This is a genomic window from Streptomyces sp. NPDC002845, from assembly GCF_053591955.1.
Window position 1 is genome coordinate 151,298 of the sequence record NZ_JBSFUU010000009.1, and the last position, 25,247, is coordinate 176,544.

A 25,247-nucleotide genomic window follows, 5' to 3' on the forward strand; every position below is an offset into this window, starting at 1 on the left:
GTCTTCGATGATGGAACCGAGCGCTCGTCTCGTGCTGCTTTCTCCCACGCGCCTGGCCGACGTACGCCGGCGAAGCGGCGACTACTCCGACAGGACCATCGCCGAAGCATGCGCCATCGGGCTGTCGTACTGGGCGACGGGCCTCAGCCCCGACGGCATCGACCTCACTCCCGGCACTCTGTTCGCCGACGTCCTCGGTTGGGTCGACAACGCCGGGGTCGTGCCCGGCGGTTGGGAGGTCGGCGCGGATGGCGCTGGCGGTGCGGACGGCTGGAGCATCGCCGTCCCGGAAGGCGTCGCGTCGGCCGACGCGCAGCTCGCGCTGGACGACTTGGCCGACTTCCCGGACCGGCCCATCGGCACCATCGGCCCGGTCGGCCTTGCGGCACGGCTCGAAGCCCTGGCCGAGTGGAACGACACCCACGCCGACCGGGTCCGCCCGACCATCGTGGAGATGTTCCACGAGCAGGCGCGGACCAGGCCGGACGCCGTCGCCATCGTCGACGAGCACCGGTCGCTGACCTACCGTCAGGCAGCCGAGCTTTCCGGCCAGTTGGCCCACCATCTGATCGAACGCAGGCTCACCGCCGAACAGGTCGTCGGCATCTCCCTGGGCCGCTCCGCCGACATGGTGATCGGGCTGCTCGGCGTGCTCCAGGCGGGGTGCGCGTTCGTGCCGCTCGATCCGCAGTGGCCCGCCGCGCGCCGGGCCGTCGTCATCGAGGACGCCCGGGTCGTCGTACAGCTCAACGACTCGGGCGAGCACGACCCGGCTGAACCGGAGGCCGTGGCCGTCGACCTCGGCGACTGGCGGTTCGGCTCCTACCCCACCGAGGGGACCGGGGTCACCGTCCCCGGCGACGCCCTTGCATACGTCATCTTCACGTCCGGCTCGACCGGGCGGCCCAAGGGCGCGATGATCCGGCACGAAGCGATCAGCGAGCGCCTGTTGTGGCAGGTCGACGAGATCCTGGGCTTCGGCCACGACGACGCGTCGCTGTTCAAGGCGCCGCTGTCCTTCGACATCTCCATCAACGAGATCTTCCTGCCGCTGGTGTGCGGCGGCAGGCTGGTGGTCCTGCGGCCCGGCGGCGAACGCGACCCGCACCACCTGCTGAGCGTGATCGCCGAGCAGCGCGTCACCTTCACGTACCTGGTGTCGTCCATGCTGGACGTGCTGCTGGAGATCGCGGGTGACTCCGGACGCCTGAATAGCCTGCGGCACGTGTGGTGCGGCGGCGAGGTGCTGACCCCGGAGCTGTACGAACGGTTCCGCACCAAGCTCGACATCCCCATGTACCACGGCTACGGCCCGGCCGAGACGACGATCGGTGTCTCGCACGTCATCTACCGGGGCGCCGCGGAACGCCTGTCGACATCGATCGGCAAGGCCAACCCCAACACCCAGCTGTACGTGCTGGACGACGAACTGCGCCCGGTCCCGGTCGGGGTCGGCGGCGAGCTGTACGTGGGCGGATTCCTCCTCGGGCGCGGATACGTCAACGCGCCCGGCCTGACGGCGTCCCGGTTCGTGGCGAACCCTTTCGCCAACGACGGCTCCCGGCTGTACCGGACCGGTGACCTCGCACGGTTCAACCCGGACGGATCACTGGACTTCCTCGGCCGGGCCGACAACCAGATCAAGATCCGCGGTATGCGGCTGGAGATCGAGGATGTCGAGGTCGGTCTCGCGGAGCACCCCGGCGTACGGCACACCTGCGTCGTCGCGAAGAAGAACGCGGCGGGCGGCACCTACCTCCTGGGGTACGTGATCCCGGCCGCCGGCAGCGAGGACCTGCGCGCGGACGAGGTCAAGGCCTGGGCCGTCGAGCACATGGTCGAGTACATGGTGCCCGCCCACATCGTCGTGATGACGGAGTTCCCGCTCACCGCGAACGGCAAGCTCGACCGGAACGCGCTGCCGGAGCCCACGATCGGGACGGGCTCGCTCACCCCGCCCGCCACCGAGAACGAGCGCGTCGTGTGCGCGGCGGTCGCGGCGGTGCTGCGGCTGGACGAGATCGGTGTCGACCAGGACTTCTTCCAACTCGGCGGAGACAGCATCCTGGCGATCTCACTGCTGAGCGCGCTGCGCGACGCGGGTCTCTACGTCACGGCACGACAGATCTTCGCCAACGGCACCGTGAGGGCGCTGGCGGCGGTGGCGAGTCGTGAGGACGTCTCCACCGTGGACCACGGAGATGTCGCGACCGGTCCCGTCGTGGGATCGCCCATCGTGCAGTGGCTCGGCGAGACCACGGACGCGATCGACGGCTTCGTACAGTCGGTGGTGCTGAACACCCCCGCGGACCTGACCGCCGACGCGCTCGACGAGATCCTCGCCGCCGTGGTCGGGCGGCACGACATGCTGCGCGCCAAGCTGGTGCGCGGCGACCGCTGGAGCTTCGACATCCCGGAGGCGGACCAGACAGTCGCGGGGCAGGCGGTGGCGGACCAAGCCGTCGCGGGGCAGCCCGTCGCCGCGTGGCAGGAGAGCGACCGGCCGCTCGACGAGTGCGTCGCGCTCGCCACTGAGGGGCTGGACCCGGCGGGTGGCGTGATGCTGCGTGCCGTCTGGCGCCGCGAGGCACGTCAACTGGTCCTGGTCGCCCATCACGTGGTGATCGACGGCGTGTCCTGGCGGGTCCTGATGGAGGACCTGGCCACGGCGTGGCGGCAGTTCACCTCGGGTGCGCCGATCGAACTGCCTCCGGTGGGCACGTCGTTCCGGCGCTGGACGCAGTTGCTGGAGCGCGCGGCGTTCGACGCGGACAGCGCCTACTTCTGGCGTCCCCTGCCGGGAACGGACGGGCCGGTGGGCAGGCGAGCCCTGTCCGAGGCCGACACCGTCGCCCGGGAGCGGCTGCGGACCGTCTCGGTCGGCCCCGAGGTCACGGCCGCGCTGCTGGGCGAGATTCCCGCGAAGTTCCACGCGGGCGTCAACGACGTGCTGCTGACCGCGCTCGCCGTCACCCTCGCCCGGTGGCGCCGCGACCTCGGGCAGGAGCAGACGTTCGCGCACATCGAACTCGAAGGCCACGGCCGCGAAGGACAGTTCGTGGCGGGCTCCGCCGGCTTCGAGCCGGAGCTGTCGCGGACCGTGGGCTGGTTCACCACCCTGTTCCCGGTGACCGTGGACCCCGGCGCGACGGCCGACTTCACCGCACTCGAGTACCTGGCCGCCGCGCTCAAGGCAGTCAAGGAAGACCTCGCCCGGGTGCCGGACAACGGCGTCTCCTACGGCGCCCTGCGGTACCTGACCGACACCGAGTTCGACGCGCCCGCACCGCAGGTGCTGTTCAACTACCTGGGCCGCTTCGACGCGGGTGCCTCCGGGGACTGGCAACTCGCGGGCACCACGGGCCAGTTGGGCGAGAAGCGCGACCCGAGGATGCACCTGCCGCGTGCCCTGGAGTTCAACGCGATCGCCGAACCGGCCGCCTCGACCGGCGAGTACGAGCTGGTCACCAGCATCTCCTGGCCCGACGGGATGTTCACCGACGAGGACATCACGACTCTCGGCGACTACTTCCGGGGGGCTCTTGCCGGACTGGCCGCACTCGACGAGGGCGGCCACTCTCCCAGTGACTTCGGCCTGGTGCCGCTCACACAGGCCGACGTCGACGCCCTGGATGGCCCGGCGCTGCGGGACATCCTGCCGTTGACCCCGTTGCAGGAGGGCCTGTACTTCCACTCGGTCTTCGACGACGACTCGGCGGGCAGTTATGTCGAGCAGCAACTGCTGACGCTGGAGGGCGAGGTGGACGCCGACCGGCTCGCGGCGGCGGCCACCCGGTTGCTCACGCTGTACCCGAACCTGGCCGGGCGGTTCGTGGCCCTCGCCGACGGCCGTGTGGTCTCCGTGCTGGAGAGCGGCGTGGAGGCGCCCTTCACCACGCTGGACCGTCCCGGCATCACCGACGACGAGATACGCGACCTGGCCGAGCGGGACCGCCGCGCCGGGTTCGACCTGGCCACCGGCCCGCTGATGCGGTACACGCTCATCCGCGCGGGCTCAGGCCGAAACATCCGGAACATCCTGGTGCAGACTGTGCACCACATCATCGCCGACGGCTGGTCGGTACCGCCGATGCTCCGCGCGCTGCTGGCCGAGTACCACGCGCCGGGAACCGTGTACCCGCTCGGCGGCTTCCCCGATTACGTGCGCTGGCTCGCCGGACGCGACGACGACGAGAGCGACCGGGTCTGGCGCGAGCAACTCGCCGATCTGCCCGGCCCCTCGCTGGTCGCCGAGGGGCACACCCCGTCCGACCGGTTCGCCGACACCGCCGTGGAGCCGGGGGAGGACATCGACGCGGCCGTACGGTCGGCCGGCGTGCCCCTGAGCGTGGCCGTGCACAGCGCCTGGGCGGTGACGCTGGGCTCCATCCTGCACGGCAGGGACGTGGTGTTCGGTTCCACGGTGTCCGGGCGCGACGCGGATGTGCCCGGTATCGAGGATATGGTGGGCCTGTTCATCAACACGATCCCCGTACACGCTCGTTGGGCCGGTACCACCACCGCGCGCGACCTGCTCGCCTCGGTGCGGGAGCACCAGAGCGCGGTGCTGCCGCACCAGCATGTCTCGCTGGCGAGGATCGGCCGTCAGGCGAGGGCCGGCTCCCTGTTCGACACCCTGGTGGTGTTCGACGTCGCGACCGATGTGGACAGCCTGCGGGGGGCTGACGACGAGCTGGTCATCACCGACATCGTGAACGAGGGTGCCCCCCACTACCCGTTGACGCTGGTGGTGGAGCGCGCGGTCGACGGTCGCCCGCGCTTCAACCTGATCTACGACGGCGAACTGCTCCGGGAGGCCGGCGCCCAGGTGATCCTGCGCGCGTTCACCCAGGCCCTCACCGGCCTGCTCGCCCGGCCGGACGCCCTGGTCGACAACCTGGCCCCGGAGGGCGAGCGGCGTCCCGCGCGGATCACTCCGACGACGTTGGGCGGACTGTTCGACGCCGCCGCGAACCGCGACCCGGCCGCCACCGCCGTCACCCATTGCGGTCTCGACGGCAGTGCCCGGTCCATGTCGTACGGCGAACTGGCTGACGCGAAGACCGAGTTGGCCTCGGCCCTGCGCGCGGCCGGTGTCGGGCCGGGCAAGCGGGTCGCCGTCGCCGTCCCGCGCTCCCTGGAGCAGGTCGTCGCCCTGGTCGCGATCGTCAGCGCGGGCGGTGCGTACGTACCGCTGGACCTTGCGTACCCGGACGAACGGCTGGAGTACATCCTCGCCGACGCCGCTCCGCAGGTCGTTCTCGTGGACCGTGAGCAGCGGGACCGCTTCACGGAACTTCTGGGTCGGGCGGGGGTGTCGGCTCGCGTGCTCGTGCAGGGCGACGAGCTGCCGTCGGCCACCACTGGGCCCGGGGCCGAGGTGAGTTGGCACGACCCCGCGTACGTGATCTACACGTCCGGATCGACCGGCCGCCCCAAGGGCGTCGTCGTCCCGCACTCCAGCGTGGTGACGCTGCTCGCGAACACCCGGCCCGACATGGACTTCGGCCCGCACGACGTGTGGGTCCAGTTCCACTCCTTCTCCTTCGACTTCGCGGTCTGGGAGCTGTGGGGCGCGCTGGCGCACGGGGGTGAGCTGCTGGTGCCGGAGTACGGGCTGACCCGCTCCCCGGTCGACTTCCACCGGTTGGTCCGCGAGCGCGGGGTGACCGTGCTCAACCAGACCCCGTCGGCGTTCTACCAGTTCATCGAGGCCGACCGGCACGCCGACGAGCCGGTCACCGCACTGCGCCGGATCATCTTCGGCGGCGAGGCGCTGGATCTCGGACGGCTGCGCGGCTGGGTCGAGCGGCACGGCACCCGTTCGCCCGAGCTGGTCAACATGTACGGCATCACCGAGACCACCGTCCATGTCACCCACCGGGTGCTGACCGACGAGGACTTCGACTCCGGCGACGACGTCAGCCCGATCGGTGGTCCGATTCCCGGCCTGGTCACCTACCTGCTCGACGACCGGCTCCGGCCGGTGCCGCCGGGCAGGGTGGGCGCCATCTACGTCGCCGGCGACCAGGTGTCGCTCGGCTACCTGGGCAGGCCGGGGCTCACCGCGGGCCGGTTCGTGGCGAACCCGTTCGCGGGCGACGGCTCCCGCATGTACCACACGGGCGACCTCGCCCGCCGTACGCTCGACGGCGAGCTGGAGTTCACGGGCCGAGCCGACGATCAGGTCCAACTCAAGGGGTTCCGGATCGAGTTGGGCGAGGTGGAGTCCGCGATCAGGGAACTCGACGGTGTGGTCGACATGGCCGTCACCGTGGCGGACAGCGGCGACCACCTGGTCGCGCACGTGGTGGGCAAGGTGCCCGCCGACTTCACCGACCTGCTGTCCGCGAAGCTGCCTGTGCACATGGTGCCGGGCCGGGTGCTGCCGGTCGACGCCCTGCCGCTGACGGTCAACGGCAAGCTGGATCGGAAGGCCCTGATCGAGCGGGCCGCCCAGGACGACACCCCAGCGGCCACGAGTGATTCCGTGCTCGCCGCACTGGTCGACATCTTCGCCGAGACCCTGCCCGGCACCGCCGTGGACCCCGACACCGACTTCTTCAGGGCCGGAGGCGACAGCATCGTCGCCATCACCGTGATCAACCGGGCCAGGGCGCTCGGCCTGCCGATCGCGCCACGGGATGTGTTCCTGTTCAGGACACCGCGCGCGCTCGCCGAGCACGTGGGGACACGCACACCCCAGGCCGCGGCGGCGCCCGCGCCCGTCCGTCGTGAGGACGGCCCGCTGACGCCGACGCCGATCATCCTGCGCCAGCGGGAACTGGGCGGATCACTGGCCCGGTTCGCCCAGGCCAGGACGCTGGTGGCCCCCGAGGGCACATCCTTCGCCGACGCCGAGCGCGCCGCGAACGCCGTCGTGGCCGCGCACCCGGTCCTCCGGTTGCGGCTGCGCGTCGAGCACGGGGTGTGGGCACTGCGCACCGAACCCGCCCGCGAGATCACCGTCGTACGACCGGACATGACCGATGCGACAACGGCGGCGAACGAAGCCGCCGGACGGCTCGATCCCGAGTCCGGGGACGTCATCGCGTTCTCGTGGCTGGAGGCGAGCCGGACCCTGGTGGTCACCGTGCACCACCTCGCCGTCGACTCGGTGTCCTGGCTGGTCCTGCTGGACGACCTGGCCACCGCTATGCGCGGGGAGACCCTGGCGCCGCCGACCACGTCCTACGCCGAGTACGCCGAAGCACTGGCGTTCCAGTCCACCCAGGTGATCGACGACCTCGGGCACTGGGTCACCACGCTCGAAGCGCCCGCGCTGCTGCCCGCGATCGACGGGCTGCGCGAGACCACGGTCGTACTCGCCCCCGAAGTGACCGACCGCGTTACGCGCACCGCGCCCGCCGCACTCGGCGTCGATCTCACCGAGTTGCTGTGTGGCGCGCTGCGCACCGCGCTGACCCACATCCAGCCGTCGCCCACCGATCTCGCGATCGAGTTGGAGCGGCACGGCCGGGTCCCGGTCCTGGAACACCACGACTACACCCGCACGATCGGCTGGTTCACCTCCATCGCACCCGTGCGGCTCACGGCGCACACCGACCCCGTCGCGGCGGCGCGCGAGGTCGCCGAACGCCAGCCGGACGAGCGCGGGCACGTTGCCTACGGCCGGCTCAGGTACCTCAACCCGCAGACGGCCCCGCTGCTGAACGCAACCCGCCCGCAGGTGCTGTTCAACTACCTCGGCCGGGGCAGCGAGTCCCAGGCGCTGCACATCACGGGCGGCGATCAGGGCAGCCCGTACGCCGTCGAGGTCAACGCGTGGCTCGACGAGGCCACCGGAAGCCTGCACGCGGCCTTCACCCTCGCCGAGGGCATCCCCGACGAGATCACCGAGCACTGGCGGAGCGCACTGGAACGCATCGCGGACGCCTCCGCGACGGCCGAGCGCACGGCACCGGTCACCCCGCTCCAGCGGGGCCTGTTCTTCCAGGCCCAGATGGCGGGCTCGGCCGGACACTACGTCGCGCAGAGCTGGTTCACCTTCGACCGGCGCTTGGACACCGAAGCGCTGGCCGAGGCGATGGCGTACGTGATCGCGAGGCACCCGGTCGTGGGCGCGGGCTTCACCACCGACGACGACGGAAACCCGGTCCAGGTCCTCAGCGCGGGGCGGCAGGTCGCCCTCCGTACGGTCGAGTTGGCGACGGAGGCGGAAGTCGAAGCCCTGCGCGCCCGGGACCGCGACACGGGATTCGACCCGGGTGAGCCACCGCTGATCCGGCTGACCGTGGTACGTCTGCCCGACGACCGTGACGGCCTCCTGCTGAGCTACCACCTGCTGCTGTGGGACGGCTGGTCCCGAGAGATCGTGCTGCGGGACCTGTTCGATGCCTACCAGGCCGTCGTAGCGGGCGAGCCGTGGGACGCGACCCCGGCTACGCCGAGCTTCGAGGACCACGCCCGGGCACTCGACGCCAAGGACCCCGCCGTATCGGAACGCTTCTGGGCGGAGCACCTGGCCGGCCTCCCCGGCCCGACGCTGCTCGCCGGACCGGCGCCGTCCCTGTCGGACGACCTGCCGCGCGCGCTCGTGCACACGCTGTCCGCCGAACAGTCGGACCTGCTGCGGGAAGCGGCCAGGGTGCACGGCGTCACGCTGAACTCGGTGCTGACCGGTGCGTTCGGCCTTTTGCTGGGTGCCCACACAGGGCGGAGCGACGCCGTGTTCGGCGTGACCGTCTCCGGCCGGGAGGGCGAGGGACTGGACGGCATCGTCGGTGTGCTGCTCAACACCGTGCCCATGTGGACGCGGGCGCGGCCGGACGACACGGTCCGCGAGTACCTGACGGCCGTGCAGGCGGCCAGGGTCGAGGCGATGGAACACGAGCACCTGGGGCTCGGCGAGATCCAGCGGGCCAGTGGGCACGACACCCTGTTCGACAACCTGTTCGTGCTCCAGAACTTCCTGGACATGGACGCGTTCGCCGAGATGAACGCCAGGCACGGCATCACCTCGGTGAAGGCCGACGACTCCACCCACTACCCGTTCACGTGGGTCGTCACGCCCGGCGACCGGCTCACGGTCAAGCTGGAGTACCGCGACGACGACACCGCGAGCGCCCGTCGTCTCCTCGACGACTACCTGAACGTGCTTGAGGATGTGGCTCGCTCGACCGGACCGGTCGGCGCGTTGCGCGGGTTGGGGCCGCAGCCCTCGCGGGGCGCGCGCACGGACGTCGGCACGGACACCGTCGTCGACCGGTTCGACAAGGCGGCGGACCGCGACCCGCAGCGGGTGGCGCTCGTCGCGCACGGCTCGACCATGACCTTCGCCCAACTGCGGGACCGCAGCCGTGCGGTGGCGGGTGTGCTCGCCCGGCGCGGCATCGGGCCGGAGGCGACCGTGGGTCTCGCGATCCCGCGCTCCCTCGACTCGATCGTGGCGCTGTTCGCCGTGCTGCGCGTCGGCGCCGCGTACGTGCCGCTGGAGCTGGACCACCCGGACGAGCGGATCGCCGCGATCGTCGCGGACGCCCGCCCGGACGTGATCCTCACCGTGAGCGCCGTGTCGCCCCGGCTGACCGGCGATCTCATTGAGTTGGACCGTCCCCTGCCCGAGGCCGAGCCGTTCGTGACGTTCGCGCCGGACGACCCGGACCGCCTGCGGCACCCCGCGTACACGATCTACACCTCCGGCTCGACCGGGAAGCCCAAGGGCGTGGTGACCGAGTACGCCGGGCTCACCAACATGCTGATCAACCATCAGCGCCGTATCTTCGAGCCCGTGTTGGCAAAGCACGGCCACCGCGTCTTCCGGATCGCGCACACCGTGTCGTTCGCGTTCGACATGTCGTGGGAGGAGCTGCTGTGGCTCGCCGACGGCCACGAGGTGCACATCTGCGACGAGGAACTGCGCCGCGACGCGCCCCGGTTGGTCGCGTACTGCCTTGAGTACGGCATCGACGTCATCAACGTGACCCCGACCTACGCGCAGCAGCTCGTGGCCGAGGGCCTGCTCGACAACCCGGAACGACGACCGGCGCTGGTGCTGCTCGGCGGCGAGGCCGTCACCCCGACGTTGTGGCAGCGGCTCGCCGAGACCGAGGGGACGGTCGGCTACAACCTGTACGGACCCACCGAGTACACCATCAACACCCTCGGCGTCGGCACCTTCGAGTGCCAGGACCCGGTGGTGGGCGTGGCGATCGACAACACCGACGTCTACGTGCTGGATCCATGGCTGCGGCCCCTGCCGGACGGCGTCCCCGGTGAGCTGTACGTGTCGGGCATCGGCATCGCGCGCGGCTATCTCGGGCAGCCCGCCCAGACCGCGCACCGCTTCGTCGCGTGCCCGTTCGGCGAACCCGGCGAGCGCATGTACCGCACCGGGGACCTGGTGGTCCGGCGGCCCGACGGCAACCTGATGTACCTGGGCCGCACCGACCAGCAGGTCAAGATCCGGGGGCACCGGGTCGAACTGGGCGAGGTCGAGGCCGCGTTCGCGGCGCACCCGGCGGTGCGGTTCGTCGCCGCGGTCGCCCAGCCCGACCCGCAGGTCGACGGCGCGTACCGACTGGCCGCCTATCTCGTTCTGGACGGCGCCGATCTGGCGGCGGTCGCCGCCGAAGTGGGCGCCGGGCTGCCGGACTTCCTGCGCCCGACGCACTACGCCCAGGTCGACAGCATCCCGCTGACGGTGAACGGGAAGGCTGACACGAAGGCGTTGCCGGAGGCCAAGCCGCTCGGCGCGCTGACCACGGCGGGGGAGCGTGGCCCGGAGACCGAGACCGAGACGGTGGTGTGCGAGTTCTTCGCCGAGGCACTGGACCTGGACGACGACGAGGTGAGCGCGGTGAGCGACTTCGTGTCCCTCGGAGGGCACTCCATGCTGGCGGTGCGGCTGATCGGGCTGCTCCGCCGGGAGTACGGTCCTGTGGTCACGATCCGAGACCTGTTCACCCTGCGCACCCCGGAAGCGATCGCCCGCCACCTCGACGACAACCGATGACGACTGACGACAGCTGATGACAACTCCTGACGCGCAGCGGCCCCGCCCGGGGTCCGACATCCTCCGGACCGCACTGCGCCGCAACGTCGGCGCCATGGTCTGGGGCACCGTCCTCATGGGCCTGTACCAGGCGGGGGAGACCGCCTTCCCCATCGCGCTCGGCCTGATCGTCGAGCACACGATGCGGGACCGGAGCCTCGGCTCGCTCGGCCTGTCGATCGCCGCGCTGGCCGTGATCATCACGACCGTGTCGCTGTCGTGGCGGTTCGGGATGCGCGTCCTGCAGAAGGCCAACACGACCGAGGCACACCGCTGGCGGGTGCGGGTCGCGGGCTGCGGACTCCAGCCGGTGGCCAGGGACGTCGACCTCAAGTCCGGCGAGGTGCTGACCATCGCCACCGAGGACGCAGACCAGACCGCCGACATCATCGAGGTGGTGCCGCTGCTGATCAGCTCGCTGGTCGCGGTGGTGATCGCGGCGATCGCGCTGGGCCTGGCCGACCTCCGGCTCGGCGTGCTGGTGATCGTGGGAACCGTCGCGATCCTGTCGATCCTGAGCGTGATGTCCAGGCGGATCGGCGCCAGTACCCGCGAACAGCAGGCCCGGGTGGCGCGGGCGGGCGCGAAGGTCGCCGACCTGATCATCGGCCTGCGCCCGCTGCACGGCTTCGGCGGCAACCACGCGGCGTTCCGGTCCTACCGGAAGGTCAGCACGGAGGCGAAGCACCAGGCGATCACCGTCGCCAGGGTGAACGGCGTGTACGCGGGCACCGCGCTGGCCCTCAACGCCGTACTCGCCGCCGCTGTGACCCTGACGGCGGGCTGGCTGACGTTCGACGGCCAGATCTCCGTCGGAGAGCTCGTCATGGCCGTAGGGCTGGCGCAGTTCATCATGGAACCGCTCAAGCTGTTCTCGGAGATGCCGAAGTACGTGATGATCGCGCGTGCGTCGGCCGAGCGGATGGCGCTGGTGCTGTCCGCGCCGCCGGTGACGGCCCCGGGGCCGGAGCTCCCGGCCGCGGGCGGGTCCCTTGAGATCGACTGCGTCCGGTACGGGTCCCTGCGCAAGGTGAAGTTCCAGGTGTCCGCCGGAGAGTTCGTGGCGATCGCCGCCTACCAGCCGCGCGCGGCGGCCGACCTCGCGTCGATCCTGGCCTTGAGCATCCCGCCCGACGCGTATGAGGGAGCGGTACGGGTCAGCGGGCAGGAGCTCGCGGACCTGTCGATCGAGGCGGTCCGCGAGCACATGCTGGTGAACCCCTACGACGGGGAGATCTTCGCAGGCACCCTCCGCACGAACATCGACCCCTCGGGCACCAGCCGGACGGTCCCGGAGGCCGTCGAGGCGTCCATGCTGACTGACGTCGTCGCCCTCCACCGCGAAGGACTCGACTACGCCGTCCGCGACCGCGGCGCGAACCTTTCCGGAGGGCAGCGCCAACGGCTGTCCCTGGCCCGCGCCCTCGCTGCCGACACCGACGTCCTCGTCCTGCGCGACCCGACGACAGCCGTCGACGCGGTCACCGAACAGCTCATCGCGCGCAACGTCGCCAAGCTGCGCCGGGGCCGCACCACCCTCGTGATCACCAGCAGCCCGGCCCTCCTGGACGCCGCCGACCGTGTCCTCGTCCTGGACGACGGCGTCATCACCGCCGAGGACACCCACCGGAACCTTCTGGCCACGGACGAGGACTACTGCTTGGCGGTGGCCCGGTGAGGCGCCCCGTAAGGGGCGCGGGGCTGTGTCTATTCGCGGCTCCGCCGCGTGGGCGCGACCAGCCCCCACCGACCCGCAGCTAATTCACCGCGCCCCCCAGCGGATCACCAAGCGCCCAGGCGACATCCCTGAGCAGAGCATGCCGCCAGCCCGCCCGGTCGTGCTCCGATGCCGACCGCGAAACGCGCACAGTCGCACCGGCCTGCTCGGCAAGGCTCTCCACCAACTCGCAGTGGGGGAGCATCCCCCTCTCGTGTTCCCCCACGTCGAACGCGACCCGCAGACCGGACAGGTCGGGCCGCTCCCGCAGTCGCGCGGCGAGGGCGCCGCCGGGCGGGCCGCCCAAGGGGTCCGCCAGGTCCATGGCGTCGAGTGTCCACCAGAACGACCCCGACTGGCAGGCGACGCGGGACACCAGCTCCGGGAACTCCAGCGCCGCGTACAGCGCGCTCAGCCCGCCGAGGCTCTGCCCGGCGACCACCAGCCGGTCCCGGTCGGCGGGTACGCCGGTTTCCGCCACCAGCGGCAGCAGTTCGTCCCGGATCGCCTCCCACAGCTCGGGCCTGCAGGCGAACTCGGCCTTTCTGTCCTTGGCCGGAAGGAAGACGAGTGTGACCGGGGGCAACTCGCCACTGGCGACGGCCGAGTCGAACGCGGTCATGGCCGGGTGCAGGTACAGCCAGTCGTCCCCGTCGAGCAGCAGGACCACCGGTCCGCCGCCGCCCGCCGGGTGGACGCGCACGGTGCGCCGCCCGCCGAGCCGTTCGCTGCTCCAGCGGACCCGGGTGCGCGGGAGGGGCAGTACGACATCGGTGCCGGCGCCGATGACGGGCCAGTGCGGCTGGACCGGGGCGTCCGGGGTCGCGGCGATGGACCGGTCACCGCCCGCACCGACCGGGTTGAACGGGTCGGCGTACGCCGCGTCGCCCGCGAGGAACTGGTAGGTCACCCGCAGCCGCGCGGGCATGCGCACCTCGGCGTACCAGCAGTCCGTGTCGCCCCATCGGCGCAGGGGTACCGGCTCCGACCAGCTCTCGAAGCCGACGCTCGCTTCAGACCCGCGCCATAGGAACAGGGTCACCCAACCGCCGTCGTCGGAGGGTATCGACGCGGGTGTCCCCGCCGCCGCCCAGAACTCGTCGGTGCCGGGTTTGCCGGGCAGGCCGAACTCGACGAAGTCGGTTTCCGTACCGGCCGCGCGGTGCATGAACGTCTCCTTGTGAGAGGCAAGGGGCGAAGGATAAGCTCATCGCGGTTAGGCGAGGCTAACCTAATTGTGGCATTCCGGGGAGGCATTGACCATGAGCACCAACCCTTTCGACGACACCGAAGGTCGTTTCCTGGTCCTGGTGAACGACGAGGGCCAGCACTCACTCTGGCCGTCTTTCGCAGAGGTGCCCGGGGGGTGGACGATCGTCTTCGACGAGAACACCCGAGAAGCCTGCCTGGACTTCATCGAGGCCAACTGGACCGATCTGCGCCCGCGATCCCTCGCGGCGTCCATGGACGTCTGACCCTTCGCCGCGCGGATGCTCTGCACCAGACTGACGAACGCCCGCTTCCTCACCATGGACCCGGATCACCCGGTCGCCCACGACCTGGGCATCTGGCGGGGCCGGATCGCGGGCCTGGACGAGGCCGTGACCTCCCTGCCCGCACGCGAGGTGATCGACCTGCAGGGCGCCACCGTGCTGCCCGGGTTCATCGACGCCCATGTGCACCTGGCCTGGACCGGGTTCAAGCAGAACACCCCGAGCATCGCGGGGTGCACACGGACCGACGACGTACTCGCCGTCGTGGAGGAAGCCGTCACCCGGAAGGGCTCGCCCGGCGCCTGGGTGAGCATCGCCGGCTACGACCAGCGGGCCCTGGGACGCCATCTGACCGCCGCCGAACTGGACAAGGTCAGCCACGGGCACAAAGTGTTCGTGATGCACGACTCCGGGCACGGCTGCGTCGTCAACTCCGCCGTTCTCGACCTGCTCCCCGCCGGCATCCCGCACGACAACGGCTTCCTCGCCGAGGGCGCCATGGGAGCCGCCCGCGCACTGCGCCTGCCGTACCCCCAGGAGGAACTGGCCCAGGCGATCGGACGCGCCGCCCGCACCTGCCTGGCCGAGGGCGTCACCGCCTGCGCCGAGGCGGGCATCGGCGGCACCCTCTTCGGTCACAGCCCGGTCGAGCTGGGCGCCTACCAACTCGCCCGCGAGGAAGGTTTGTTGCCGCTGCGCGTGCAGCTCATGGTGTCCGCGGACCGGCTGCGCCCGGTCGCCGCACACGAGGCCGACGGCATCCCCCGGGCCCTCGACCTCGGACTGCGCACCGGGTTCGGCGACGACCGGCTCTCCGTGGGCGCGCTGAAGATCTACACCGACGGCGGCATGATGGCCCGGACCGCCGCGCTCAGCAGCCCGTACGAAGGGCTGGACCACACGGGCCAGTTGCAGGACGACCCGGACGTGCTCGCGGACACCATCGTGGACGGCCACCTCGCCGGGTGGCAGCTCGCCGTCCACGCAATCGGCGACCGTGCGGCCGACGTTGCCCTGGACGCCCTGGAACGGGCCCAGCGCCTCCGGCCGCGCCCCGGCGCCCGGCACCGCATCGAGCACGCAGGCCTGATCCGCCCCGACCAGCTCCAGCGCTTCGCGCAACTCGGCGTCAGCGCGGTCGTCCAGCCCAACTTCCTGCGCTACTTCGGCGACGACTACGCGGCGATCATGGGCGAGGGGCGCGCCCCATGGCTCTACCGCGGCAGAGCGTTCCTGGACCACGGCATCACGCTCGTCGGCAGCTCCGACCGCCCCGTCACCGACGGAGCCCCGCTGCGGGCCATCCAGTTCATGGTCGAGCGCGCCTCCGAGTCCGGCCAGGTGATCGGCCCGGACGAGGCCATCACCGTCGACGAGGCCCTGCGCGCCCACACGGTCGCCGGCGCCTTCGCCTGCCATTGGGAGGACAGCCTGGGAAGCCTCACCCCGGGCAAGCTCGCCGACCTGGTCGTGCTCGGCGACGACCCCCGGCGCGTCGATACTTCGCGCATCGGGGACATCGAGGTGGTGGCGACGTACGTCGACGGCCGTGAGACCGGGAAGTCGGCGTCGTGAGCAGAAAGGCGGCGGTTGTGGAGAACTACGCGCATCTCTGGGACAGCGACGGGTTCCGGCATCGCTGGGTCATCTGGAACACGGCCGGGGAGACCTTCGTCTTCGACAGCGAGACCAACTGCCCCGTGGACATCGGCGACGAGACGGTCCTGCCAGAGGTTCTGCGCAGGATGCGCGAGGCGGGCGTACCTGAGACCGACGACTACCCGGGCCGCCCGTGCGCGTAGGCACGCCCCCGCTCCCCGTGCTGCGGCTCCACCGTCGCGAGCTGGACTTGAGGATTAGGTAAGGCTAACCTTATCTCGCTTGTTTCGGTGGAGTGACACGGCGACGAGCCGTTCTTCGACCGTGGAACCGAGGAAGGAAAGCCTTGATCACGGCTACGCCGCGCCCTGCCCCGCTGTCGCATGCGCTCCTCGCCCCGACGCCCTCCGTGCGCACCGCCCGCCAGGAGGACGCCGCCGCACTCGCCGACCTGTCCCAGCCCTTCGTGCGCTCGGGGGCGCTGCGGGAGCGGCCTGTCTCGCTCTACGCCACCCACGCGGCCGACTTCCTCGTGACGGAGGCCCCCGACGGCACCCTCGAAGGCTGCGTGGGCCTGCGCGCGCACCAGGCCGAACCAAGGGAGGGGCGCGGGCCCACGGGCATTGTGTACAACTTCTGCGTGGCCGGGCGGAGGCAGGGAGGCGGAGTGGGAGCCGGGCTTCTGCGCGCCGTGCTGGCCAGGGCGCGCGCCCAGTCGCTCGGTGCCCTGTTCACGGCGACGACCGGCGGTGGCGGCCTGTTCCTCCGCCACGGCTTCGCGCCCACGACCGCGTGCCTGGCGCCTCCGTCCTGGACCGAGTCCCTGGACCCACGACGCAACGCGCGGATCCTCGCGAGAATCCTGTGACCGTCGGCTTGCGAAAGCGGCAGACGGGGTCCTGACACCGTCCGCGACGAGGCCACGCGTCCGTCGGCTCCCTGTGCAGGAGAAGGTCGCGCAGCGGACCGTCCGTCATGCGGACCACGCCGCTGCGTGCGGCTCACCGAAGTGCCAGGCTGTGCTCCTCGGCGGAGACGTCGGCCACCGCGACGAACTCAGCAGCCTTCCGAGATGGCCGCGCAAGAAGGCGTTATGACGCACGTTCGCCAACAGATGCTCGCCGGGGCGAGACGTGAGGGGTACGACGATCTCGGCGGCGTCCGGCTCGTCCCCGGTGCCCGGCCCCCATACGTCGGCCATACGTCGGCCATACGTCGGCGAAGAGCCCGCGCTGCTCCGGCGGCTGTCCGGCCGGCCGGCTCCGCGTCGAAGACGACCGGCATGGTCGGCGTCCCTGCCAGCTCCCGGTGCGCCGTGATGTTGTCGACGAGTTCCACCACAGGGGAACGCCTGGCGGGAAAGTCGCCTCGCTCACGCGGGCGGCGAGTGTCGTGCGGCCGCCTTGCCGCGTCCTGAGGTCCGGTTCTTGGCGCCGATGCGGTAGGTACCGAAGGCGACGAGGCTGTGTTTGCGCAGGCCAGGTCGGTGAGCATGACGTCGCCGTACATGGCGGTCCCTGGCGCGGTCGTTCAACCAGTACTCGGGGGGAATCCGTGGCCCGCATGGTCGGCGGCGCCGCGACACCCGGCCGGCGGCCGGAGTCCTCGGCTGACGAGCCCCAACCCGCCCGCGCATCGCCGCGTCGGTCGGTGTTCCGGTTCGCTTCCCGCGTGTCCACGAGGTGATCACAGAGGCGGGCTGGATTATGGACGAAGCTGATTGTCTTCTGCTCGCGTGCACTGTCATGAAGTCATGAATGCACCAGGGATGGCCCGTGAACATGTGTGTGCCTCGTCTGCGGCTGTGTACGACTGCGCTCGGCCTGCTCGTCGCCTTCGCGGTCGGCTGCGGGCAGGACGAGCATGGCCGGACCTGCCCCGACGGGACGGGCAAGGACCTCTCGGGCCGCACCGTCGCGGGAGCGGAGCTGCGGCAGAAGAAACTCCGGTGCGTCAACCTGGAGGGCTCCGCGCTGACTGGCTCGGTCTCCGAGGCGAACCTGAGCCGCGGCAACCTCTTCGGGGCGCGGCTGGCCGCCGTGTCTCTGGAGAGCGTGGACCTGCGGGACGCGGATCTCCGCCGCGCCGAGCTCACCTCCGGCATACTCGCCGAGGTCGACCTGCGCGGCGCCGACCTCGGCGGGGCCGTGCTCGACAAGAGCCTGCTCACGAACGTCAGTTTCGAGGGAGCCCGGCTCAAGGGCGCGAAACTGCGCTCTGTGTCCCTCACCAACGTCGACTTCGGCGACGCGGACCTGCGGGACGTAGATCTGGCAGGTGCCACGCTGTCCGGCGCCACACTGCGCGGCGCGAAGCTGGACGGAGCCGACCTGTCGGACACGAGTTGGGAGAACGTCGTGTGTCCCGACGGTGCCAAGTCCGTCGGCCTCCGGTCCTGTACCGGGCACCTGGTCCCGGCCTCCTGAGGCCGGAGACACGCCTCTCCCTGACAGAAGTCGCGAACTTCGCATACCCGTGCCGTACGGACGGCAGGACGACGGAAGAACGGGGAAGCGGCGGCGAGTTTCCTGTGTACCAAGGATTCACCCCCGCTCGGTCCTGCGCGGAGGGAGGTAGGCCATGACCACGGCGTTCGTGCTGTCCGGCGGCGGCAGTCTGGGGGCCATCCAGGCCGGGATGCTGTGCGCCCTCGCCGAGCACGGCGTCGTTCCCGATCTGCTCGTGGGCTCCTCGGCGGGCGCTGTCAGCGCCGCCTACTTCGCCGGGCGCCCCACCCCGGCCGGTGCCCGGGAGCTCGCGGCCGTCTGGCGCTCAGTGCGGCGTCGTCACGTTTTCCCGGTTCAGCCGGCCGTCGCGCTCACCGCGCTGGCGGGCCGCTCGACGCATCTTGTGTCCGACGCGGGCACGCGGCGGCTGCTGACGCGCTACATGCCGTACACCGACCTGCGGGAAGCGGCGTGCCCAGTGGGTGTAGTGGCCACCGATGTCCGGACCGGGGAGGAACTGGTGCTGCGGCGCGGCCCGGTGGTCGACGCCGTGCTGGCCAGCGTCGCCGTGCCGGGCGTGCTGCCTCCGGTGCCGTGGGGTGAGCGGGAGCTGATGGACGGCTCGGTGGCCAACAACACGCCCGTCTCCGTCGCGGTCGAGGCCGGCGTGGACGATGTCTACGTGCTGCACGCGGGGTATGCCTGCGCACTGCCCGACGCTCCGCGCTCCGCGCTGGGCATGGCCCTGCAGGCCCTGGCGGTGATCCAGCAGCAGCGGCTCGTCGCCGGGCTCACGGCCTACCGTGGTGCGGCCCGGCTGCTGGTGGTGCCGCCGCTGTGCCCGCTGACGGTTTCTCCCGCCGACTTCGCCCACGCCGACGAACTCGTCGACCGAGCCCGGGAGGCCACGGGCCGCTGGCTCGCGGACGGCGCCCCTGATATTTCCCTGGAACCGCTCAGGTTTCACGTACATGATCAGCCGCGTCGGCGTCCCCTTGCGGATACGTCCCTGCCGCCCGCCGCCGACGCCTCGTGATCCTTCCCAGAGCAAACGACGCCGCCGGGTCGACGGCTCGCCAGACGCCGTACCGCACCACGGCCCACAGCAGCGCGGACAGCACTGTGCCCGCCGCGATCACCATGGACGCGCACGCCCCTCAGCTGCTGGGCGACCAGTGTGATCAGCGTGCCGAACAGCATCGCCATCATGGCGTGCACGGCCATGCCGATCAGCAGCGCGGGCAGGCTGAACGTGCCGTTCAGCGGCGCCGAGCGCCACACGGTGTGCGCGATCAGGTTCAGCGGCGCCCAGAAACCCAGGCCGGTCAGGCCCAGCAGGATCATCGACCACGCCGCCATCGCCATACCGCCGAGCATGCCCAGCAGCGCGCCCCGGCGCAGCGCGGTCACGCTCACCGGGCCGTACCTACCCGGCGGTGCACGCCGACGTCGGGCAACGACCCGACCGGTCTCAGCCCCCAACGCCGATCATCCCAGCTCCTTCCCGCGGTCCCTCCGGCCTACAGGGCACGCCGGGAAACCCGGTCAAATGCGCGCCCACATCATCGGCCCCGATGGCATTGGGCCAGTGGATCGCGTCCTCCGCAGGACCGGACGCGTATCAAGCCATCTCGCCGGGCTTCCCGCGGGGCTGGCCCGCACGGCGTTGCCCGGCGCATGCTGGTGTTATGGACGGGCGGCTCCCTCCTGTGGTGGTGCTCCCGCCATCGCAGGACGGCGGACGGCGGGTGACGATTAACGGCGTACGCATGGGCACCGCATACACCCTGTTCGACGTGCTGGACTTCCTGTACCAGGCGGGCCTGCCCGCCGAGGACACGGCTGTCGACGATCCCGAGCTGATCGAGTGGCGTGGTGGCGGGCCGTACGACTGGAACAGCGTCGGATAGCTGGGCAGTGCGAGGCGGCCGCCGCAGCGCACCCGCAGCCCGGCCCTGCCCCCCAAGGCCTGGAAAAGGGCCCGGGCCCGGCCTCGTACCGGCCGAACGCAACGGAGCAGCCGAGAGGAACGGGGACTTCGGTCCCGTACGCAGAATCACCGACTTCTGTCACCCACGAGACCTTCACCGAAGCCTGGGGCGCGGTGGGCGGGTTCCCGTGCGAGCCTCACCGCCGGGGGCGGGACGGGCCCCGGCAGAGGACCCACGAAAGGCAAGCCCAACGTGAAGACTCAGCCGATCAGCCGATCCGCCGCGGCGATGATGGCGGCCCCGATCGTCCTCGACGCCACCGCCACGGCCAGTTCCAGCAGTGGATGGTTGCCCGCCGCGCCTCGGGCCGTGCGGCCGACGGACTCACTGGATGCTGCGCCCAGCCTGGTGCACGAAGGAAACGTGCACCAGGTTCAGCCGTCACGGGCCAGAAGCGCAAGAGGAAATCATGATCTCCGCACTTCTCCCGCAAGCGGCCGCTGCACCGCAGCCGGCCGCCGCAAGTGTGCACGCGATGTGCACCGGACCCGTCAGTCGGGGTTGCCGCGCACGTCAGAGGGGGGCCACGGGCACGAACGAACTGTCCTGGCGGAACAGGTCGGTGCCGTCCGACGGGTCCACGCGCAGTTGGTAGCTGTAGTGGCGCAGGTAGTGCCCCGGGTAGTTGTACGACTCGAAGCGCACCGAACCGCTCGCCGTGCCGGTCCGGGCGATGTACGTGGCGTCCCTGGCGAACACCGACGAGCCGTTGTTCGCGTCGAAGCGGGCGCGGAAGTCCCAGTGGCGCAGATAGTTCCCGGACGCGTCGCGGAAGGAGAAGCCGTTCGCGTCGGCGAGACCCGGCACCACGGTGAACGTCGCGGCCTGCCTCTCCGCGGCGGTGCTGGAGGAGCTCACCACGGGCAGGTTGAGCAGCGACGACTGCTGCTGCCAGTAGCGGGTGGAGAAGTTGACCGACCGGAAGGAGCGGGTGACACCAGTCGGCAGGCTCACCCCGCCCGAGACCGTTTCCTTGATCACGGTGAAGTGGCGTGCCGTACCGGAGATCCCCGGCAGCCGCTTTGGCGCGGTCCAGGTGGCGAAGGTGTCGTAGCTGTCGCTGTAGTAGTAACTGCCGTCGCCGTACCCGTCGAAGAACATCCGCCAGGCGCCGTTGTCGAGCTGTACCAGCGCGGGTCCCTCGCGGGTGCCGCCCCAGCCCGCCCAGTCGCCCGTCCGCTGGATCGTGTACGGGCCGTTGAGGCTGGAGGCGGTCGCGTACTCGATGTACTTCGTCGTCTCGTTCTTCGGGAAGGCGTGGTACGTGGAGCCGATCCTCACGATGAACGTGTCGATGCGGTTGGTCCCGATGCCGGACAGGGCGACCGGTGAACTCCACGCGGTCAGCGAGGAGTTGGTGGCGCGCAGCCGGTACGGCGTGAAGATCCACTGGTCGTCGGTCGTCGAGCAGGACACGATGACGTTCACGCTGCCGTCGCCGTCGACGAACCACTCGGGCGCCCACGCGCGTGAGAGGTTGGCGATGGGGACGGTGTAGTCGTACAGGAACGTCCAGTTGACCCGGTCGGAGCTGCGCGCGAAGCCGATGGTGGTGCTGGGGTCCTGCCAGGTGCGCGTCGTGTAGGTGATGTAGTAGTAGCCGTCCGTGTGCCTGAAGATGCTGGCGTCGCGGATGCGGCCGCTGGGTGGGGTGTACGCGGAGGCCCGGACGAGCCGGAAGTCGGTGGCGTCGTCGGACTGGTAGACGTTCACCGTGCCGTCGGTGCTGTTGAGGAACGGCAGGATCGTGTAGCGGGTGGCGGAGCCGTTCGGGGGTGCGGCCGCCGCTGCCGTGCCCAGGAGTCCGGGCACTTCGCCCAGGACGAGCGCCGAGGCGGGGACGGCGGCCATGGCGCGTAGGAGAGTGCGACGCGACGGCACGAACGGCTGGGCGGGTCTGTCTCGGTCGGACGTGGTCATGTGCGGCTCTCCTCGGAACGGCCGGTGGTTCACCGGGCTCGGTTCACTGGGCTCGGTTCACTGGGCGTAGAACGTGGCGTCGGCCCGGTCGGTCGCCGTGCTGAGAGCCTGGACGTGGAGCAGGTATTCGTAGTGGCGGACGTAGCGGCCCGGGAAGTTGTACGACTCGTACGAGATCCCGGCGGAGTCGGCGAGGCCCGACCGGGCGTGGAAGGAGGCGTCGCTCCGGAACTGTGCCGTCCCGTCGTTCCGTTCCACCCAGACCTCGAAGTTCTTGTGGCGGAGGAAGTAGCCGGGGAAGTTGGCCGACTCCAGGGAGACGGTGCCGCTGCCGGCCAGCCCGGTGACCGTGCGGAACTGCGAGTCGGCGAGCGGGGAGACGTTCGCCTCGATCCGGGCGCGGTACTCCCAGTGCCGGATGAAACGGTCGGGGAAGTTGTACGACGACAGCCGCTGCGGGGTGACGCCGTCGGCCACCGGGATGCCGAAGTCGGGCGTGCCGTCGGCCTTCCAGTACAGCTTCTGGACGCGGGTGCGGCGGTTGGGGTCGTTGAGCGGGTCGCCGCTGATGTCCCGGTAGTCGCGGTCGTGGTAGACGAGGATGTCCGACGTGCCGTCCTCGGAGACGGTGAACGAGTTGTGCCCGGGGCCGTACTGGCCGGTGGCGTCGTTGCTGCGGAAGACCGGGTTGGCGGTCTTGGCCCACGACGAGGCGGACAGCAGGTCGGCCGAGGCGGAGGCCGTGAGCAGGCCCATGCAGTAGTTGGCGTCGGTGGCGCTGGCGGAGAAGGTCATGAAGACCTTGCCGTCCCGCTGGATCACCGCGGGGCCCTCGTTGACCCGGTGGCCGACGGTCTCCCACGAGGCGGTCGGTGTGGAGATCCGCACCGGAGTGCCCGTGATCGTCCAGGGGTTGGACATCCGCGCGAGGTACAGGTTGGTGCCGCTGCCCACGGCCGGGTCGTTCTGCGCCCAGCTGAGATAGCGGACGCCGTTCACGACGAAGGTCGTCGCGTCGAGCGAGAAGGTGTCCAGCGGCAGGGCGATCCGGCCCTTCTCCGTCCAGGTCCCGGTCAGCGGGTTGGCGGCGCCGGTCTCCAGGACGTACGGACGGATCTTCCATATGTCGTTGGTGGCGCCGGCCGCGAAGTGGATGTACCACTTGCCGTCGATGTGGTGGATCTCCGGCGCCCAGATGTGCGCGCCCATCTCACCGCTCGCGTGCTTGGTCCAGATGGTCACCTCGGAGGCGGTCGACAGCCCCTGGATCGTCGTCGACCGGCGCATGACGATGCGGTCGTACGCGGGCACGGTGGCCGTGAAGTAGTAGTAGCCGTCGGTGTGCTTCCAGATGTGTGGGTCGGCCCGCTGCTCGGCGATCGGGTTGGTGAACGACACGCCGGGTGAGGCGGGGACGGCGGCGTGGGCGCTTCCGGCAAAGGCACCGGGGACGGTGGCGGCCGCCGCGGACCCGGCGATCATGCCGAGGACCGTCCGACGGGTGAATGCGGGTCTCACGGGCTTCTCCCTACGGGGGATCGAGAGAACTCATCGACAGCTTTCGGTATTTCGAACGCAGTTCGGTGCGTCGGCCAGAAGATAGATCCTGCGTATGCCCACGTCAACGCTTCTGTCACACAGGTTTCACGCGGTGGCAACGCGGGCGCGGGGGCTCCGGGTGCCAGCTACGAGGGGAGATCCGCACAGGCCTGGAGCAGATCAAGGGCACACTCGCCGTCCTCGTGGAACGCACGAACCGGACGGATGCCGACGTGAAGCAGCTCCGGGAGGATCACGATAAGGAGATCGCCGCTCTGCGCGCCGAGGTGGAGGAGTTGAAGAACCGCCGGTTCCCACTGCCGGTGGTCGGCGCGCTGGTCGTCAGTGTCATTGGCCTGCTCCTCACCCGTTGAACCACCGCACCCCGCCGCCCGCTTCGTGCGGGCGGCGGGATTCGTCATGCCTCGGGGGTTAGTCGGGATTAGTCAATGCTCCGGGCCCGCCAAGGAGACGCTTCGGCGGATCATCGCCGGTTCGCTCCCACCACAAGCCCGCCGAGTCCATGTAGTGGATCGTGAGGGAAACAGTCGAGCCTTCAGGAGCCGCTCCCGCCTCTGCTTTCTTCGCCCCAGCTCACCTCGTTCAGTTTCACGAGGACTTCGCCGCCCGGAGGAACGACGCGGAAATGTGCGGTCGCTTTCGCCGGAGATCCAAACGGCGACTGAGGCTCCGTTCCAGGGCTCGTGTTGTGGGGCGATGCCGCTGGCCTTGATGACCCGGACTTTCAGGATTGGGTGGGAGCTGTAATTGGTGATCCTTCCGGTTGCTCCGGTGACCTCCGTCAGCATCAGACGAGCCTGAGCCTGTTCTTGATCTCGTCGCTCTTCGTTGCGATGCCCTCCCTCTCGGACGGCGACAATCAGCGCCACGATCACCGCGGCAGTTGTGGCGATGGCGACCGCAGCGTTCCACATCTCGCTCATCCGGAGAGGTTAGGTGGCCAGGCCATCGCCTGTCCGTTTGATGAGCAGATCCGGCTTGCATCGTGGCTCCGGTTACGCCGAGGCCGCCTCCGGCTCGGAGTGCCGTACGGCCTTCTTCACGGCCTGCTCCAGCTCGTACCGCAACAGGTCACGTCGTCGCGCCCGGCGTGCTTGGTGACGCGGCCTGGAAGGCCTCGGCCGCGGTGCGCCATGCCTTCCACTGGGCGTCGTCGCACATGCCCGGCTGTCGACGACGAGCAGAACGGGCCGTAGGCGGGCGTACACGGCGGCGGCCCTCGTCGGGGCGATGAGGGCCGCGCGGCGTCCTCGCGTAACTCAACGCGAGTACATTGCGAAGTGTCAGCATCGCAATGGGGGTCAGTATGCACGACCACGCCTCCGCGGCACCGGAGCGCATCGGGGCACGCATCCGAGAATTCCGAACCATCCGCGACTACTCACTGTCCGAACTCGGCCGACGCGCGCACGTCTCGCCGAGCCTGGTCTCCCGTATCGAGAACGGCGAGCGGGCCGTCAGTGAATCCGTGCTCGCTTCCGTGGCCCGCGCCCTTGCCGTGGGTGT

General features: G+C 70.4%; 15 protein-coding genes. 11 read left to right on the top strand and 4 right to left on the bottom strand.

What is annotated here, in order from left to right; genetic code table 11:
- The first annotated feature begins 7 nt into the window (after positions 1–7).
- Both ACWD3C_RS09095 and ACWD3C_RS09100 read left to right on the top strand, forming a co-directional pair.
- Positions 8–10,975: an amino acid adenylation domain-containing protein gene (locus ACWD3C_RS09095; RefSeq protein ID WP_451141695.1), complete on the top strand. Its 10,968-nt coding sequence runs from the start codon at positions 8–10 to the stop codon at positions 10,973–10,975.
- 16 nt (positions 10,976–10,991) lie between these two features.
- A complete protein-coding gene (locus tag ACWD3C_RS09100) occupies positions 10,992–12,692 on the top strand; it encodes an ABC transporter ATP-binding protein (RefSeq protein ID WP_451141697.1) in 1,701 nt (566 codons plus the stop codon).
- A gap of 79 nt (positions 12,693–12,771) precedes the next feature.
- Here the strand turns inward: ACWD3C_RS09100 and ACWD3C_RS09105 are convergent, their stop codons facing one another.
- A complete protein-coding gene (locus tag ACWD3C_RS09105; RefSeq protein WP_451141699.1) occupies positions 12,772–13,899 on the bottom strand; it encodes an alpha/beta hydrolase-fold protein in 1,128 nt (375 codons plus the stop codon).
- Positions 13,900–13,993: 94 nt separating this feature from the next.
- Between ACWD3C_RS09105 and ACWD3C_RS09110 the strand changes: the two genes are divergently transcribed.
- The 6 genes from ACWD3C_RS09110 to ACWD3C_RS09135 all read left to right on the top strand — a co-directional run bounded on the left by ACWD3C_RS09110 (position 13,994) and on the right by ACWD3C_RS09135 (position 19,306).
- Positions 13,994–14,206, top strand: a complete 213-nt coding sequence (locus ACWD3C_RS09110) for an MbtH family protein (RefSeq protein WP_451141701.1) — start codon at positions 13,994–13,996, stop codon at positions 14,204–14,206.
- Positions 14,207–14,221: 15 nt separating this feature from the next.
- Complete coding sequence (locus ACWD3C_RS09115; protein ID WP_451141703.1) at positions 14,222–15,799, top strand: amidohydrolase; 1,578 nt, start codon at positions 14,222–14,224, stop codon at positions 15,797–15,799.
- Complete coding sequence (locus tag ACWD3C_RS09120) at positions 15,796–16,026, top strand: hypothetical protein (RefSeq protein WP_451141705.1); 231 nt, start codon at positions 15,796–15,798, stop codon at positions 16,024–16,026. The genes ACWD3C_RS09115 and ACWD3C_RS09120 overlap by 4 nt, the downstream gene beginning before the upstream one ends.
- Positions 16,027–16,169: 143 nt before the next feature.
- Positions 16,170–16,691, top strand: a complete 522-nt coding sequence (locus ACWD3C_RS09125) for a GNAT family N-acetyltransferase (RefSeq protein WP_451141707.1) — start codon at positions 16,170–16,172, stop codon at positions 16,689–16,691.
- 913 nt (positions 16,692–17,604) lie between these two features.
- Positions 17,605–18,249 carry a pentapeptide repeat-containing protein gene (locus tag ACWD3C_RS09130; RefSeq protein WP_451141709.1) on the top strand — a complete coding sequence of 215 codons (645 nt, stop codon included), beginning with the start codon at positions 17,605–17,607 and terminating at the stop codon, positions 18,247–18,249.
- 154 nt (positions 18,250–18,403) lie between these two features.
- On the top strand, positions 18,404–19,306 hold the full coding sequence (locus ACWD3C_RS09135) for a patatin-like phospholipase family protein (RefSeq protein ID WP_451141711.1): 903 nt from the start codon (positions 18,404–18,406) through the stop codon (positions 19,304–19,306).
- Here ACWD3C_RS09135 and ACWD3C_RS09140 read toward each other — a convergent pair.
- Positions 19,246–19,686 carry a hypothetical protein gene (locus tag ACWD3C_RS09140; protein ID WP_451141713.1) on the bottom strand — a complete coding sequence of 147 codons (441 nt, stop codon included), beginning with the start codon at positions 19,684–19,686 and terminating at the stop codon, positions 19,246–19,248. The genes ACWD3C_RS09135 and ACWD3C_RS09140 overlap by 61 nt on opposite strands.
- 272 nt (positions 19,687–19,958) lie before the next feature.
- On the opposite strand from ACWD3C_RS09140, the gene ACWD3C_RS09145 reads away from it, so the two are divergent.
- Complete coding sequence (locus ACWD3C_RS09145) at positions 19,959–20,180, top strand: hypothetical protein (protein ID WP_451141715.1); 222 nt, start codon at positions 19,959–19,961, stop codon at positions 20,178–20,180.
- Between the two features lie 594 nt (positions 20,181–20,774).
- Here ACWD3C_RS09145 and ACWD3C_RS09150 read toward each other — a convergent pair.
- Together ACWD3C_RS09150 and ACWD3C_RS09155 are read right to left on the bottom strand one after the other, a co-directional pair.
- On the bottom strand, positions 20,775–22,181 hold the full coding sequence (locus ACWD3C_RS09150; RefSeq protein WP_451141717.1) for a glycoside hydrolase family 43 protein: 1,407 nt from the start codon (positions 22,179–22,181) through the stop codon (positions 20,775–20,777).
- A gap of 57 nt (positions 22,182–22,238) precedes the next feature.
- Positions 22,239–23,663 (bottom strand): family 43 glycosylhydrolase, encoded by a 1,425-nt coding sequence (locus ACWD3C_RS09155; protein WP_451141735.1) that lies wholly within the window; start codon positions 23,661–23,663, stop codon positions 22,239–22,241.
- A gap of 260 nt (positions 23,664–23,923) precedes the next feature.
- Here ACWD3C_RS09155 and ACWD3C_RS09160 point away from each other — a divergent pair, with 260 nt between their 5' ends.
- Positions 23,924–24,094 carry a hypothetical protein gene (locus ACWD3C_RS09160; protein WP_451141719.1) on the top strand — a complete coding sequence of 57 codons (171 nt, stop codon included), beginning with the start codon at positions 23,924–23,926 and terminating at the stop codon, positions 24,092–24,094.
- 953 nt (positions 24,095–25,047) lie between these two features.
- Positions 25,048–25,247 (top strand): helix-turn-helix domain-containing protein (locus ACWD3C_RS09165; protein WP_451141721.1); only part of this gene is annotated, 200 nt, incomplete at its 3' end.

What these genes read in the sequence shown, in the direction of transcription:
- ACWD3C_RS09105 (WP_451141699.1), bottom strand. Translation starts at nt 13,899, where the DNA reads ATGCACCGCGCGGCCGGTACGGAAACCGACTTCGTCGAGTTCGGCCTG.
- ACWD3C_RS09115 (WP_451141703.1), top strand. Translation starts at nt 14,222, where the DNA reads ATGCTCTGCACCAGACTGACGAACGCCCGCTTCCTCACCATGGACCCG.
- ACWD3C_RS09100 (WP_451141697.1), top strand. Translation starts at nt 10,992, where the DNA reads ATGACAACTCCTGACGCGCAGCGGCCCCGCCCGGGGTCCGACATCCTC.
- ACWD3C_RS09110 (WP_451141701.1), top strand. Translation starts at nt 13,994, where the DNA reads ATGAGCACCAACCCTTTCGACGACACCGAAGGTCGTTTCCTGGTCCTG.
- ACWD3C_RS09150 (WP_451141717.1), bottom strand. Translation starts at nt 22,181, where the DNA reads ATGACCACGTCCGACCGAGACAGACCCGCCCAGCCGTTCGTGCCGTCG.
- ACWD3C_RS09145 (WP_451141715.1), top strand. Translation starts at nt 19,959, where the DNA reads ATGGACGGGCGGCTCCCTCCTGTGGTGGTGCTCCCGCCATCGCAGGAC.
- ACWD3C_RS09095 (WP_451141695.1), top strand. Translation starts at nt 8, where the DNA reads ATGATGGAACCGAGCGCTCGTCTCGTGCTGCTTTCTCCCACGCGCCTG.
- ACWD3C_RS09130 (WP_451141709.1), top strand. Translation starts at nt 17,605, where the DNA reads ATGTGTGTGCCTCGTCTGCGGCTGTGTACGACTGCGCTCGGCCTGCTC.
- ACWD3C_RS09135 (WP_451141711.1), top strand. Translation starts at nt 18,404, where the DNA reads ATGACCACGGCGTTCGTGCTGTCCGGCGGCGGCAGTCTGGGGGCCATC.
- ACWD3C_RS09155 (WP_451141735.1), bottom strand. Translation starts at nt 23,663, where the DNA reads ATGATCGCCGGGTCCGCGGCGGCCGCCACCGTCCCCGGTGCCTTTGCC.